This window comes from Aeromonas sp. 603404 (assembly GCF_049171775.1).
GTDB lineage: Bacteria > Pseudomonadota > Gammaproteobacteria > Enterobacterales > Aeromonadaceae > Aeromonas > Aeromonas veronii_A.
The window spans coordinates 1-14,251 of the sequence record NZ_JAAKPE010000017.1 but is presented as its reverse complement, the minus strand read 5'-3'; the positions used below and the strand labels follow the sequence as shown (position 1 = coordinate 14,251).

Annotated in this window: 11 protein-coding genes; 8 read left to right on the top strand and 3 right to left on the bottom strand. The window is 60.7% G+C overall.

The annotated features are described in order from the left end of the window. Positions 1 to 197: 197 nt before the first annotated feature. The 3 genes from G5306_RS18350 (at position 198) to G5306_RS18340 (ending at position 3,425) form a co-directional block, all read left to right on the top strand. The gene (locus tag G5306_RS18350) at positions 198 to 461 is read left to right on the top strand and encodes a DUF997 family protein (RefSeq protein ID WP_254204220.1); all 264 of its coding nucleotides are present in this window, start codon (positions 198 to 200) and stop codon (positions 459 to 461) included. Next, positions 451 to 1,908, top strand: a complete 1,458-nt coding sequence (gene panF, locus G5306_RS18345; RefSeq protein WP_421213166.1) for a sodium/pantothenate symporter — start codon at positions 451 to 453, stop codon at positions 1,906 to 1,908. Before G5306_RS18350 ends, panF begins: the two co-directional genes overlap by 11 nt. Before the next feature lie 89 nt (positions 1,909 to 1,997). Next, positions 1,998 to 3,425: a PTS transporter subunit EIIC gene (locus G5306_RS18340; protein ID WP_421313397.1), complete on the top strand. Its 1,428-nt coding sequence runs from the start codon at positions 1,998 to 2,000 to the stop codon at positions 3,423 to 3,425. A 1-nt stretch (position 3,426) separates the two neighbouring features. On the opposite strand, the gene G5306_RS18335 is transcribed toward G5306_RS18340, so the two are convergent. Further along, positions 3,427 to 4,299, bottom strand: coding sequence for a LysR family transcriptional regulator (locus G5306_RS18335; protein ID WP_005338917.1), 873 nt, complete (start codon positions 4,297 to 4,299; stop codon positions 3,427 to 3,429). A 100-nt stretch (positions 4,300 to 4,399) separates the two neighbouring features. On the opposite strand from G5306_RS18335, the gene G5306_RS18330 reads away from it, so the two are divergent. From G5306_RS18330 to G5306_RS18315, 4 genes are all read left to right on the top strand, one after another. Beyond that, a complete protein-coding gene (locus G5306_RS18330; RefSeq protein ID WP_421313395.1) occupies positions 4,400 to 5,416 on the top strand; it encodes a zinc-binding alcohol dehydrogenase family protein in 1,017 nt (338 codons plus the stop codon). A 537-nt stretch (positions 5,417 to 5,953) separates the two neighbouring features. After that, positions 5,954 to 6,832, top strand: a complete 879-nt coding sequence (prmA, locus tag G5306_RS18325) for a 50S ribosomal protein L11 methyltransferase (RefSeq protein WP_088870043.1) — start codon at positions 5,954 to 5,956, stop codon at positions 6,830 to 6,832. A gap of 201 nt (positions 6,833 to 7,033) precedes the next feature. Beyond that, positions 7,034 to 8,011 (top strand): D-2-hydroxyacid dehydrogenase family protein, encoded by a 978-nt coding sequence (locus tag G5306_RS18320; protein ID WP_421313393.1) that lies wholly within the window; start codon positions 7,034 to 7,036, stop codon positions 8,009 to 8,011. Between the two features lie 66 nt (positions 8,012 to 8,077). Further along, positions 8,078 to 8,632: a sugar O-acetyltransferase gene (locus tag G5306_RS18315; RefSeq protein ID WP_149153512.1), complete on the top strand. Its 555-nt coding sequence runs from the start codon at positions 8,078 to 8,080 to the stop codon at positions 8,630 to 8,632. Between the two features lie 382 nt (positions 8,633 to 9,014). On the opposite strand, the gene G5306_RS18310 is transcribed toward G5306_RS18315, so the two are convergent. Next, complete coding sequence (locus G5306_RS18310; RefSeq protein WP_042080611.1) at positions 9,015 to 9,563, bottom strand: NAD(P)H nitroreductase; 549 nt, start codon at positions 9,561 to 9,563, stop codon at positions 9,015 to 9,017. Positions 9,564 to 9,677: 114 nt separating this feature from the next. Then, a complete protein-coding gene (locus tag G5306_RS18305; RefSeq protein ID WP_421313390.1) occupies positions 9,678 to 11,705 on the bottom strand; it encodes an FAD-dependent oxidoreductase in 2,028 nt (675 codons plus the stop codon). 208 nt (positions 11,706 to 11,913) lie between these two features. On the opposite strand from G5306_RS18305, the gene sppA reads away from it, so the two are divergent. Next, entirely contained in the window at positions 11,914 to 13,758 is a 1,845-nt protein-coding gene (gene sppA / locus G5306_RS18300; protein ID WP_421313388.1) for a signal peptide peptidase SppA, read from the top strand. Positions 13,759 to 14,251 lie beyond the last annotated feature (493 nt).

The window sequence follows — 14,251 nt, the reverse complement described above, 5'->3', positions numbered from 1 at the left end:
TAGAGACCCGATGACATTGCACGGTGGCAGTACCAACGCCCACTATCTGCACAAGAAGTTGGGTCTGTAAGGATCTCTGATAGAGACCGGACTTCCGGTGGAAGTCTGCTCCGCAAGGAGCCTCTGCTGAAAAAGGGCCATGGCGACATGGCCCTTTTTTGTTATCCTTGCGCCCCTCAAAATTGTCGGAGGCCAAGGTGAACCGTTTTGCTCTCGCCCGCCGGGAAGCAGCTTTCTGCCTGCTGCTGACCCTACTCTATTTTCTTGCCTGGTATGGCACGGCTTATCTGATCCCGGAAGAGATCGAATGCTGGGACATTCCCCTTTGGTTCCTGCTCAGTTGCGTGGCGATGCCACTGCTGTTCATCGCACTATGTGCCTTGATGGTGGATCGACTGTTTGTGGATATCCCCCTCGATACCCCCGCCCCTTCCGGCAAGGAGTCATCCCATGAATCTTGAGTTGATGCTGCCGCTCGTCATCTATCTGGTGCTGGTGCTGGGGGTGGGTTTCTGGGCCAGCCGCCATCGCGCGCAAGGCAACTTCGTGCAGGAGTACTTCATCGGCAACCGCAGCATGGGCGGGCTGGTGCTGGCGATGACGCTAGTGGCCACCTACACCTCGGCCTCCTCCTTTATCGGTGGGCCGGGCGCGGCCTACAAGATCGGTCTGGGCTGGGTGTTGCTGGCGATGATCCAGCTGCCCACCGTCTGGCTCACCCTGGGGGTGCTTGGCAAGAAGTTCGCCATCATCGCCCGCCGGGTCAATGCGGTGACCATCAACGACATGCTGTGGGCCCGCTATCAGAGCAAGGCGGTGGTGATCCTCGGCTCCGTTACTATCATCCTCGCCTTTATCGCGACTATGGTGGTGCAATTTATCGGCGGCGCCCGCCTGCTGGAGACCGCCACCGGGCTCTCCTACCAGCAGGGGTTGATGCTGTTTGCCAGCTGTGTGCTGCTCTACACCATCATCGGCGGCTTCCGCGCCGTGGTGATGACCGATGCGCTGCAGGGGATCATCATGCTGATCGGCACCGGCGCCCTGCTGGCAGGAATTCTGATTGCCGGTGACGGCTTGCCAAACCTTATCCACCAGCTAAGGGAGATCGATCCCAAGCTGGTGAGCCCGCAAGGGGCAGGCGACATGCTGACCCAGCCCTTTATGTTGAGCTTCTGGATCCTGGTCTGTGTCGGGGTGGTGGGGCTGCCCCACTCGGCGCTGCGCTGCTTTGGCTATCGCGACAGCAAGGCGCTCCATCGCGGCATTCTGATCGGCACCGTGGTCAGCGCACTGCTGATGTTTGGCATGCATCTGGCGGGCGCCCTCGGCCGCGCCATCCTGCCGGGCATGGACAGCCCGGACAAGATCATGCCCTCCTTGATGATGGAAGTGCTGCCCCCCTGGCTGGCCGGGGTCTTTCTGGCGGCGCCGATGGCGGCCATCATGTCCACCATCGACTCCCAGCTGATCCAGGCTTCCGCCACTCTGGTGAAAGATCTCTACCTCAACTATCTGAGTCCAAAGCAGGAGAAGCTGGAGGTGCGCATCCCCCGCCTATCCCTGCTCTGCACCCTGATCCTCGGCACTTTGGTGCTGCTGGCGGCGCTGCAACCGCCCGAGATGATCATCTGGCTCAACCTGCTCGCCTTCGGCGGATTGCAAGCGGTGTTCCTCTGGCCGCTGGTGCTCGGTCTCTACTGGTCACGGGCCAACGGCCCGGGCGCACTGGCCAGCATGGTCAGCGGCATCGTCAGCTATGGGGTACTCAGTCAGTGGGGGATCAAGCTGGCTGGCCTGCACGCCATCGTGCCAAGCCTCACGCTGGCACTGGTGGTCTTTATCACGGTCAGCCTGCTGACGACACCGCCCTCGCGGGAAGTGCGCGAGCTTTTCGGGCAGAAATAATAAAAATATAAATTAGGGGTTCCAAAACTATCCCCAAATAGGTGTTTTCCGGTTAAACTGTGCGCCAAGTCACAGAACGTAGCCGCTGTATGCCCGTTAAAGCCACTCGACAAGTCGTTACTCAAGCCCTGCAGCGGCTCGGTTATGCCCTGCTGCTGCCCGTCTCCATCTTGCCGATGGCGGCGCTGATATACCGGCTTGGGCAACCCGACGTGCTCGATTTGGCGGTGCTCTCCCTCACCGGTCAGGCGATCTTCAGCCAGATGCCGCTTATCTATGCGGTGGCGATCGCCTTTGGCCTGAGTCGGCAAGAGCTGGGCGGGCAGACGCTGGCGGGGGCAGTCAACTTCCTGCTGCTCAGCACAGCTTTCAATACGCTAGCCCCCAACCTGCACGCCGACATGATCTGCGGCCTGCTGGCGGGACTCACCACCGCCATTATCTATCCCTGGGTTCACCAGCAAACCCTGCCCCGCTGGCTGCAGATCGCCAGGGGGGAGTTTCCCAGCCTGCTGGTGTCGGCCTTGGCCTGCCTGCTGATCGCCATCCCCCTCTCGCTGCTGTGGCCGCCACTGGAGCGCGGGCTGACCCTGCTCACCTCCGAGCTGCTTACCACGCCGTTTGGCGCTTTCTGCTACGGCACCCTCAACCGGCTGCTGATCCCGCTCGGGCTCCATCAGGTGCTGGGCAGCGTCATCGGCCTTGGCGAGAGCAACCTGCAGGCGCTGGCCACCGCCCAGCCCCTTCATGAAGGGTATGTGGCCGGTCTCTACCCCATCATCATGTTCGGCCTGCCGGGCGCCTGTTTTGCCATCTGGCTGCACCGCCAACGGATGCAGCGGCTGCCGCAGGGCGGGCTGCTGCTCACCCTTGCGCTCACCTCGGCACTGGTGGGGATCACAGAGCCTATCGAATTTCTGTTCGCCTTTACCGCCCCCTGGCTGTTTCTCGCCCACGCCCTGCTGACCGGGCTGTCGCTCGCTGTCTGTAGCGGGCTGGGGATCAAGGTGGGCAGTTACTTCTCCGCCGGTCTGCTGGATCTGGTGCTGAGCTATCAGGCTGGGGAGCACAGCTTCTGGCTCATTCCGGTCGGTATCCTGTTTTTCGTCGCCTACACCCTGCTGTTCTATCAACTGCTGGAGCGCGCCCCCCTCAGCATGCCGAGCAAGCCCATCGCAGTGGAGCATCCGCGCCTTGCCAGCGTTGCCCCCTCAGACCCGCAGATGCTGGCGATCCAGTATCTCAAGGTACTGGGCGGGATGGACAATCTGGTGGCGATGAGTGTCTGTATCACCCGTCTCAGCCTGCGGGTGCGCGATATTTCACTGGTGGATGAATCTCGCCTGCTGGGCCTGGGCTGCTTCTCCTGGATCCAGCTCAACGACCACCAGCTGGTGCTGGTGCTGGGCCCCAGCGCCAGCCTGATTGAAGGGCAGATCCGCATGCTGGCGGAGCGCCAGTCGGTCCCCCTCGGCCTCAAACCCAATCAGGAGTCGGCCAGTCAGAGCAGCTGGTAACTCAGGCGAACGGCAACCGCTCGGCCACGAAATCCATCAGGGTGCGCAGGGCGGGGGCCAGATGCTCCCGGCTCGGATAGATAAGGTAAAACGGGTTGGCCGGAATGGGCTGATCCGGCAACACCTTCTGCAGCCGCCCCGCCGCCAAATCCCCTTCACAGACATGGTGGGGCAACAGGGCAATCCCCCCGTCATGAAGCGCCATCTCCCGCAGCGCCAGCAAGCTGTTGCTGACACAGGCTCCCTGCGGCCGCCAGCCCCCCTCCTGCAATGGCCACACCGGCATGGCCGAGTGCACCAGACAGGCATAACGGCCCAGCTCGCTCAACTGTTGTGGCATGCCGTGGGCCGCCAGATAGGCGGGCGCCGCCACCAGATGGCGCGCCACCTCACCGATACGCCGGCAGATGAGGCTGGAGTCTTTCAGCGGCGCCGCCCGCAGCGCCAAATCATAACCTTCCCCCACCAGATCGAGCTGTTCATCGCTCAGGGTCAGTTCCAGCACCACCTCGGGATAGAGGGCGCGAAACTCGGCGAGGATCCGGCCAAGCAGCAGGGTGCCGGTCGCCTCGGGGGCGGTGATCCGCACCCGCCCCGCCGGGGCCGAGCGCAGCCGTGCCATCGCCAGATTGGCACTGCGGGCCAGTGCCAGCAGCCCCTGACAGTGCTCCACATAGAGTTCCCCCTGCGGGGTCAGGCTCAACCTGCGGGTGGTGCGCTGCAACAGCCGCACCCCGAGCTGGGATTCGAGCCGCGAGATCTTCTGACTCACCGACGACTTGGGCATACCGAGCAGCTCGGCGGCCCGGGTAAAGCTTCCCTGCTCCACCACAGTGGCAAACAGTCCCATCAACTCCAGATCGACATTGTTCATATATTCAAACAGTCTTTACCGATTACCCATCTTAATCTTGATAATCAACCAGACTAGAGTGAGTGGCAATCCCGAACACAGCGATTTGAAAGGAAAAACCATGAAAGCCATTGCCCTGACTCACTATCTGCCAAGCGACCACCCCGACTGCTTTATCGCAGCCAACCTGCCAGATCCGGTTCCGGGTCCGCGGGATCTGCTGGTCCGGGTTACTGCCACCTCCGTCAATCCGGTAGATACCAAGGTGCGCTCCCCCAAGGCCAAAATTGAAAGCTCGCCCCGGGTGCTGGGCTGGGATGCGGTGGGGGAAGTGATCGCCACCGGCAGCGAAGTCACCCTGTTCAAGGCGGGCGACCGAGTCTGGTATGCCGGCGACATCAGCCGCCCGGGCAGCAACAGCGCCCTGCAACTGGTGGATGAGCGCATCGCCGCGATCGCCCCCACCAGCTTGAGCGATGTGGAGGCCGCCGCCCTGCCGCTCACCGCCATCACCGCCTGGGAGACCCTGTTCGAGCGCTTCGCTCTTACCCGCGAGAGCCGTGGCAAACTGCTGATCATCGGCGGCGCCGGTGGCGTGGGTTCCATCGCCATCCAGCTGGCCCGCCAGCTCACCGACATGGAGGTGATTGCTACCGCCTCCCGCCCCGAGAGCCGCGAGTGGTGCCTCGAGATGGGCGCCCATCAGGTCGTAAACCACCACAAGTTGCAGGAGGAGCTGACCGCCCTTGGCATCACCCAGGTCGATGCCATCTTCTGCACCAACGCCACCGCCGAACACTGGGCCACCATGGCAGGGCTGATCCGCCCGTTTGGCCATATCTGCACCATCGCCGAATCGAGCGAGCCGTGGGATCTCTCCCTGCTCAAGAGCAAGAGCGTCACCTTCAGCCAGGAGTTCATGTTCACCCGCTCCCTGTTCCAGACGCCGGACATGATCGAACAGCACCGCCTGCTCGGCCGGGTGGCGGCACTGGTCGATGAAGGGGTATTGCAGACCACCCTGACCAGAACCATCCCGTCGCTGACCCCGATCACGCTGGCTCAGGCCCATGCCGAGGTGGAAGCGGGCCGTATGGTTGGCAAGCTGGTGATCGACATGAGCGACTTTGCCAACTAAGCCCTCAAACGCACCATGATGGGATAAGTTCACCAAGGAGATGCCCCAAACGGGCACAACCAGCGGCACTCATGACTGCCTGTGGTAGGCCAACGTCCGACAATCAGCCAAAAAAGAGGCCATTTCGCGAGAAATGGCCTGAATACCTGAACATTGGGGTAACAATCACACACATATCCTTATGCAGGACAATCTAGTCTTTGCATCTGGCGTGCCAACAGCAGCATGAATGCGCCAAAACGGCGTCAGCCCGTCCTTGAGCAAGGTGCCGACCTTGCTCTTTTTTTGTCTGGCAGACTGTTTACCAGGCAAACAAGTGCAGATAAAAAAATGCCACCCGAGGGTGGCAGTGAAAGATGACGGAACTTGAGCAAAGCGTTCAGCGAAAAACGGTCGTCTTCGCCTGCATAGAGCGATACAGGAACCGTGCCAATCCGGCAAAAGCCCCCGAATCCCTCCACGTCATGGGCAAACCACGACAGCACTGCCCCATGATGGTAGAATCTCGCGGTTTCACATTTATGAAGAGTCGACGCCATGCCCTGGATACAAATTCGAATCAACGCCACTGCCAAGACCGCAGACAAGGTGAGCAACATGCTGCTGGGGCGTGGAGCCCAGGCGGTGACCTTTATGGATGCCAAGGATGTGCCCGTCTACGAACCCATGCCCGGTGAAACCCCGCTCTGGGGCGAGACCGAAGTGATGGGGCTGTTCGATGCCGAAACCGACCCGGCTCCCACCATCGCCTTTTTCCAGCAGATCTTCGGCGAAAATGTCGGCTACAAGGTCGAGCAGCTGGAAGACAAGGACTGGGTGCGCGAGTGGATGGATCACTTCCACCCCATGCAGTTTGGCGAGCGCCTCTGGATCTGCCCGAGCTGGCGCGATGTGCCGAACCCCGATGCAGTTAACGTGATGCTGGATCCGGGCCTGGCCTTCGGTACCGGTACCCACCCCACCACCGCCCTCTGCCTGCAGTGGCTGGACGGGCTGGATCTGAGCGGTAAAACCGTGGTCGACTTTGGTTGCGGCTCCGGCATTCTCGGCATCGCCGCCCTGAAACTGGGTGCTGCCCGCGTCATCGGCATCGACATCGACCCGCAAGCCATTCAGGCCAGCCGCGACAACGCCGCGCGCAACGGCGTCGCCGACCAGATTGAGCTCTATCTGCCAGCCGACCAGCCGCAAGATGTCGAAGCGGACGTGGTGGTCGCCAACATCCTGGCCGGCCCGCTGCGCGAACTGGCTCCACTTATCGCCGGCCACGGCAAGCCGGGCAGCCTGATGGCTCTCTCTGGCGTGCTGGAGAGCCAGGCACCGGAGCTGGAAACCATCTACGGCCAGTGGTTCGAGATGGACCCGACCGCTGTCAAGGAGGAGTGGTGCCGCCTCTCCGGCCGCAAGCACGGCTAAGCGCGGGCAACATAGACGCCAACCTCATGCCATCAGGGCTCCCATTCGGGGGCCCTGATTGTTTTGGCCTGCCGGGCTATTCCCGGTCCGTGGACATGGGCATGATCGCCCTCCCTTCTGATTGTATTCGTTTGAAAACAACAGACACCTTTATTCCGGTAAGATAGCGGTCCGAGCCAACGCAACCGAGAAGGATTTCTTATGCGGATTGCCATTCTGGATGACTATCAGGATCAGGTGCGCCACCTCCCCTGCTTTGCCCTGCTGGCGGGTCATGACGTCACCATCCTCAACCAGAGCGAACCCGATACAACGCGCCTTGCCGCCCTGCTGGAAGGAATGGAAGCACTGGTGCTGACCCGCGAGCGTACCCGCATCGACGAACAGCTGCTGATACAGCTTCCCACCCTTAAACTCATCAGCCAGACCGGCAAAATCAGCCAGCATATCGACCCGGCACTATGCCAACAGTACGACGTTGCCGTGGCAGAAGGGATCGGCAGCCCTATTGCTCCCGCCGAGCTCTGCTGGGCGCTCATCATGGCAGCCTCCCGCCATATACCTGCTTACAGCCAGGCGTTAAGCCAAGGCCAATGGCAGCAATCTGGTGACCTCGGTTTGGGACGCACACTGCATGGGCTGACGCTCGGCATCTGGGGCTACGGCAAGATAGGCCAGCGGATCGCCCGCTATGGCAAGGCATTTGGCATGTCGGTACTGATATGGGGCAGTGAGGCTTCGCGCAGGCAGGCCGAGCTGGATGGCTATGCCTGCGCCTCCAGCAAGGAGGCTCTCTTCAGTCAAGCCGATATCCTCACGCTGCATCTGCGCCTGAGCGAGACAACCCGCGGCGCTGTTACCCGCGCAGATCTGGCCCGCATGAAAGTTGACTCTCTGCTGGTCAATACCAGCCGTGCCGAACTTATCGAGCCGGGCGCCCTCTATGCAGAGCTAAGTACCCATCCTGGAAAACGGGCCGCGCTCGATGTATTTGACATCGAGCCGGCGACACAGGAAAGCGAGCCCCTGCTGCGCCTGCCCAATGTATTGGCAACGCCTCATCTCGGCTATGTGGAGCAAAACAGCTACGAACTCTACTTTCGCGTGGCGTTCGAGAATGTGCTGGCCTTTGCCGAAGGCAAACCTGCCAACCTGGTTCTGCCCGTATCGGGTGGGTGATCACGTTACTTCTGTCGTATTGGCGCCAATATCCAAATCCCTGGCAGATAAAGGAAAGCAACCTTCATGAGCGAATACCAGAAGATGATTAGCAGCCAACCGTACAACTGCATGACACCCGAGCTGGCCCAGTTGCGCCGGGAGGCGGCACGGCGCTATCGCCGTTTCAATCTGGCGGAAGAGGAGACAGAGCAGCGGGCACTACTGGCGGAGCTGATTGGCGAACTGGCAGAGAATGCCTTCATCTGCCCGCCCCTCTACTGCACCTATGGCCGCCACATCCACCTGGGCAAGGACTCCTACATCAATATGGGAGCGACCCTGCTGGACAATGCCCCCATTCGCATCGGCGCCCATGTGATGATTGGGCCAAACGTGCAGATCTATACCGCAGCCCATGCGCTGGAGGCCGACGAACGGATTCAGGGCACAGAGACGGCGCTGCCGGTCACCATTGAAGACAAGGTCTGGATTGGGGGCGGCGCCATCTTGCTGCCCGGCGTCACCATAGGGCGGGAGGCGATCGTCGGCGCGGGTGCCGTAGTCACCAAAGATGTACCGGCCGGTGCTCGGGTAGTCGGCAACCCGGCCCGGATCCTGCCAGCCACAAACAGGGCATAAGGCAGCCAACCGGGTTGTATGCCGATACCGCCATCAACTCACAACAGCCCCGACACCCCATAAAAAAATAAAGCCCAATGTCACGAAGACGTTGGGCTGTTAAAAGGTGCTACGGAATTGCGACTCTCATCGCAGAAAAATTAGAAGGAGTGCCCTTCTAAACTGGCAGGGAGATATTAGCGAATGCGCAAACGTTTTACATAGTGAAATACCACAGGATTGCGAGGTACATCGCACTATTTAAATAATTACCTGCTATGGCGCGCGAAGCCTCTTTGAGCCATTTATTTTCCCCAATTTCTCTGGTTACTATTCACGGTTAAACAGAAAAGCCCCGATTTCTCGAGGCTTTGCTTCTCTCAACCGCAACGTGGCCGAAAAGTCAGAAACGGCGGACAAACTCATCGAGCGGCAGCTCGCGCAGTTTACGCGCTTCCAGCATGGGGGTGCCGAGGTAGAGGAAACCCACCAGCTGATCCTCTGCCGCCAGTCCCAATCCTTTGTTGATCTGCTCATCGAAGATAAACCAGCCGGAGCGCCAGATGCCGTTGAAGCCCTGCGCCTGCGCCGCCATCTGCATCGCCATCAGGGCACAACCTGCAGAGAGCTCCTGCTCCAGTTTCGGCACCTTGGGGTGATCCTGATAACGGGTTGCCACGGCGACGATCAAGGGCGCCCGCAGCGGCGCTTCGCTGCACTTCTTGATGCTCTCTTCATCTTCGCCACGGGCACGGGCCGCCTCGGCCAGCAGCTTGCCCAGCCGCTCACGCCCCTCCCCTTCAAACAGAATGAACTGCCAGGGGGTCAGGGTGCCGTGATCCGGCGCACGCAGGCCCGCCTTGAGGATATTGTCGAGCACCTCACCGCTCGGGGCGGGATCGGCGAGACGGCCACAGGAGTGGCGATTGAGCAACAGGGTGAGGGCATCCATGGGCAATTCCTTCTCTGGGGCAATGATGGCGCTACCTTAGCACAGCACCGAATGAAGAAAACCCCTGAGGCTCAGGGGTTTATCGCACTATAAAGGACAAGAGGACGCTGCTTGCTAGATGATCGCTGCCAGCTCGGCCCCTTGCCGGATGGCGCGCTTGGCATCCAGCTCGGCAGCCACGTCGGCTCCGCCGATGATATGCACCGGCTTGCCTGCCGCCTGCAACCCGGCCTGCAGTTCTTTAAGGGGCTCCTGCCCGGCGCAGACGATAACCTGATCCACCGGCAGACACTGCTTGGTCTCGCCCACCTGAATGTGCAAGCCCTCGTCATCGATCCCCAGATATTGCACCCCGGAGAGCATCTGCACCTTGCGGTTCTTGAGCACGGTACGGTGGATCCAGCCGGTGGTCTTGCCAAGTCCGTCACCCACCTTGCTCTCCTTGCGCTGGAGCAGCCAGATCTGGCGCTCGGGGGCGTCGATTTCAGGAGCCGTGAGGCCACCGCGCTCGCCAAGCTGTTTGTCGATGCCCCACTCCTTGAGCCAGTGATCACGGTGCCCATCGGCATCCATCTCCACCTTCTTCTCTACCAGATACTCAGCCACATCGAAACCGATGCCGCCAGCGCCGATCACCGCCACCTTCTGGCCGACCGGTTTGTGATCCCGCAATACATCGAGATAACTCATCACCTTGGGATGTTCGATGCCCGGAATATTGGGGGTGCGCGGACGAATACCGGTAGCGAGAATCACCTCGTCAAAACCGCCGCTGAGCAGGCTCTCGGCACTCTGGCGCTGGCCCAGATAGAGCTCGACGCCGCACTTCTCCAGCCGTTTGGCGAAGTAGCGCAGGGTTTCGTGAAACTCCTCCTTGCCCGGGATCTGCTTGGCGAAGTTGAACTGGCCGCCGATTTCGCTGGCCTGATCGAACAGGCACACCTGATGACCGCGCTCGGCAGCGTAGCAAGCAAATGCCAGCCCGGCCGGGCCCGCCCCCACCACCGCCAGCTTTTTGGGCTGGGGCACGCGGCCAAAGGTCAACTCGGTCTCGAAACAGGCGCGAGGATTGACCAGACAGGAGGCGCGCTTCTGCTTGAACACATGGTCAAGGCAAGCCTGGTTGCAGGCGATGCAGGTGTTGATCTCGTCCGCCCGATTCTCGGCCGCCTTGATGACAAATTCGGGATCCGCCAGGAAGGGGCGCGCCATGGAGACCATATCCGCCTCGCCCCCCGCCAGAATCCGCTCGGCCACCTCCGGGGTGTTGATCCGGTTGGTGGTGATAAGCGGCACCTTGAGGTGTTTTTTCAGCTCGGCGGTCACCCAGCTGAAGGCGCCGCGCGGCACGCTGGTGGCGATGGTAGGAATACGCGCTTCGTGCCAACCGATGCCGGTGTTGATCAGGGTCACCCCCACCGCTTCCAGCGCTTTGCCAAGGGCAATCACCTCTTCCAGGGTCGACCCCTGCTCCACCAGATCCAGCATGGAGAGGCGGAAGATAATGATGAAGTCGGTGCCGACCCGCTCGCGGATAGCGCGGACAATCTCCACCGGGAAGCGCATCCGGTTTTCGCTGCTGCCGCCCCAGCCATCGCTACGTTTGTTGGTACGCTCGCAGATGAACTGGTTGATGAGATAGCCTTCCGAGCCCATCACCTCGACACCGTCATAACCGGCCGCCTTAGCCAACGCAGCGGTGGCAGCAAAGTCGCGAATGGTGCCGCGGATCTGCCGCTCGCTCATGGCGCGCGGCTTGAACGGGGAGATGGGGGCCTTGAGGGCGCTCGGCGCCAGACTGAACGGATGGTAGGCGTAGCGACCGGCATGGAGGATCTGCAGCGCTATCTTGCCCCCCTCCTGATGCACGGCGCTGGTCACCTTCTTGTGCTTGCTCACCTGCCAAGGGAAGCTCAACTGAGAGCCGTGAGGTACCAGCCGACCGCGCAGATTGGGGGCAATGCCGCCGGTGACGATAAGGCCAACGCCACCACGGGCGCGCTCGGCATAAAAGGCGGCCAGCTTGTCAAAACCGCCCTTCTCCTCTTCGAGGCCGGTGTGCATGGAGCCCATCAAGACGCGGTTGCGCAGCTGGGTAAAACCAAGGTCGAGCGGGGTCAGCAGGGTCGGATAGCGGCTCACGATGCCTCCAGTTAATTTTTTGTTATCAAACTGAGGCTAGAGTAAAGAATCGAAAATTCTTTTTCAAACAAATGTTTGGACAAATTTTCAGCGAACAGCCGTGCCCTGAACGAAGATAGGCGGGATCCGCCAGTCGGAAATGGCAATTTCGCCCGCAACTGGTTAATAATGGCTCTTCTCTACCCATTAACAGGGCGATAACGCGACTATGTCTATTTTCAAAGGTCTGGGTTGGTTGTTCCGCAGCCTGTGGCGCCTGCTCAATTTCACCCGGCTGATGCTGGTCAATCTGCTGTTTCTCATCGTAGTGCTGGTCATCGTCTTCAGCGTCAGCCAGAAAGAGGCCCCCAAGGCGCCCATCGAAGGGGCGCTAACCCTCAATCTCAACGGCGTGCTGGTGGAGCAACGCTCCCAGACCGATCCCACCGTACAACTGCTGCGCCAGATGGACAGCAGCGACGAGCAGCCGAGCGAGATCGTTCTCTCCGACCTGCTGTGGGCCATCAAGAGTGCCAAGGATGACGAGCGCATCAAGGCGCTGGTGATCAAGCCGCAAGGACTGCAGGGAGCCAACTTCACCAAACTGCAGGAGGTGGCGAGTGCCATCGACTCCTTCCGGGAGAGCGGCAAACCGGTGATCGCCATGGCCGACTTCTACACTCAGGGGCAATACCTGCTGGCGGCCCACGCCGATCACGTGCTGCTCAACCAGAGTGGCGCCGTGGTGATCGAGGGGCTTGGGGTCTACCAGACCTATTTCAAGTCGGCGCTGGAGAAGCTCAACATCACCCCGCATGTATTCAAGGTCGGTACCTACAAATCCTTCGTCGAACCCTATACCCGCGACGAGATGTCCCCCGAGAGCAAAGAAGCAAACCAGCGCTGGCTGGATCAGCTGTGGCAATCATATGTGGCTGACGTAGCCGAGCAGCGGGAGATCGAACCCGAGGCGGTCGCGCCAGGCAAGGATCGCTTCCTCGAGCTGCTGCGCAAAGCCGGTGGCAATGCCGCCAACTACGCCCTCGACAACGGTCTGGTGGATCAGCTGGCCACCCGCGACGAGATGACCCAGGCGGTCATTAAAGAGGTGGGTGAAGCGGACGACCACGGCTGGAAAGGGGTCGGCCTGAAAGAGTATCTGGCTGCCATTCCGGAACAATATCCCCGGAGCGGCAAGGATGAGGTGGGTCTGGTGGTCGCCAGCGGCGCCATCATGGATGGCGTCCAGCCTGCCGGCACCATCGGCGGTGATAGCCTCTCCGACCTGCTGGCCGATGCTCGCCGCGATGACAAGGTCAAAGCAGTGGTCCTGCGGGTCGACAGCCCGGGCGGCAGCGCCTTCGCCGCCGAGCAGATCCGCGCCGAGCTGCTGGCCCTGAAACAGGCAGGCAAACCGGTAGTGGTCTCCATGGGCAGCTATGCCGCCTCCGGTGGCTACTGGATCTCCGCCGATGCGGACAAGATCTTCGCCTCCCCGACCACCCTCACCGGCTCCATCGGGGTGTTCGGCATGTTTGCCACCATCGACAAGGCGTTGGCCCAGTTCGGCGTGCATACCGACGGGGTTGGCACCACAGATTACGTCGGCGTCGGCCCGACCCGCGCCCTGCCGGATCACGTCGGTCAGGCAATCCAGCTGAGCGTGGAAGATACCTACCAGCGCTTCATCGGTCTGGTGAGCAAGGGCCGTGGTCTGAGCCCGGAAGAGGCCGAAAAAGCGGCCGAAGGTCGTGTCTGGACTGGCGAAGATGCCAAGGCCCTGGGTCTGGTGGACGAGTTCGGCAATCTGGATGACGCCATCAAGGCCGCCGCCGAGCTGGCCAACCTCAAAGAGTGGCAGGTGACCCCCATAGAGCAGGAGGAGTCCACCAAGGACAAGTTCCTGCGTCAGCTGTTTGACAGCAGTGCCCAAGTGCTAGCCCCCCAGTTGCAAAGCTGGCTGCCAGCCGGCTTTGGCAAGGCCTTGGTGGAAGTGAACCGCAGTCTCGACCCGCTCACCCGCTTCAACGACCCACAAGGCACCTACGCCTTCTGCCCGGTCTGTGTGCAGTGATTCTGCCTGGGTAAAACGCTGACTCGAGCCCAGAAAAACGGCGACCATAATGGTCGCCGTTCAGCGTGATGAGAGCCCCTGGGCCCAAGCCAAGGGGTTGACCTCATATCGACATGGTCAATGCACGGACTGCGCCTTGCGCAAAGCCTCCAGCCGCTTGACGTCGAGATGACCCCCTTGACTCTTTCAGCCCCCAAGAGCACCGCCTGCTCAACATCGATAACTACTTCTCTTTTTACTTCAGCCGCGACAAGGTTCACTCCTGCTATTAGCCCGAGAATGGTCGAACAGCCATTGACTCATCGGCATTAACCCCATGGGCGGCCCTCTTTTTTCTCCTGTGTCCCGTCCTGAATATGGTTTACACCTTTCCCCCCCAATACATGGAGAACCCGATGGGACAAGGTGTGAAACGGACACAGCGCGATTACTCACTGACTTTTAAACTGGCACTGGTCGAGCAGATTGAAAAAGGCGAGCTCAGTTGCCAGCA

Excerpts from the sequence above, each read along its gene's own strand:
- panF (WP_421213166.1), top strand. The coding sequence starts at position 451 with ATGAATCTTGAGTTGATGCTGCCGCTCGTCATCTATCTGGTGCTGGTG.
- prmA (WP_088870043.1), top strand. The coding sequence starts at position 5,954 with ATGCCCTGGATACAAATTCGAATCAACGCCACTGCCAAGACCGCAGAC.
- G5306_RS18315 (WP_149153512.1), top strand. The coding sequence starts at position 8,078 with ATGAGCGAATACCAGAAGATGATTAGCAGCCAACCGTACAACTGCATG.
- G5306_RS18335 (WP_005338917.1), bottom strand. The coding sequence starts at position 4,299 with ATGAACAATGTCGATCTGGAGTTGATGGGACTGTTTGCCACTGTGGTG.
- G5306_RS18330 (WP_421313395.1), top strand. The coding sequence starts at position 4,400 with ATGAAAGCCATTGCCCTGACTCACTATCTGCCAAGCGACCACCCCGAC.
- G5306_RS18340 (WP_421313397.1), top strand. The coding sequence starts at position 1,998 with ATGCCCGTTAAAGCCACTCGACAAGTCGTTACTCAAGCCCTGCAGCGG.
- G5306_RS18310 (WP_042080611.1), bottom strand. The coding sequence starts at position 9,563 with ATGGATGCCCTCACCCTGTTGCTCAATCGCCACTCCTGTGGCCGTCTC.
- sppA (WP_421313388.1), top strand. The coding sequence starts at position 11,914 with ATGTCTATTTTCAAAGGTCTGGGTTGGTTGTTCCGCAGCCTGTGGCGC.
- G5306_RS18320 (WP_421313393.1), top strand. The coding sequence starts at position 7,034 with ATGCGGATTGCCATTCTGGATGACTATCAGGATCAGGTGCGCCACCTC.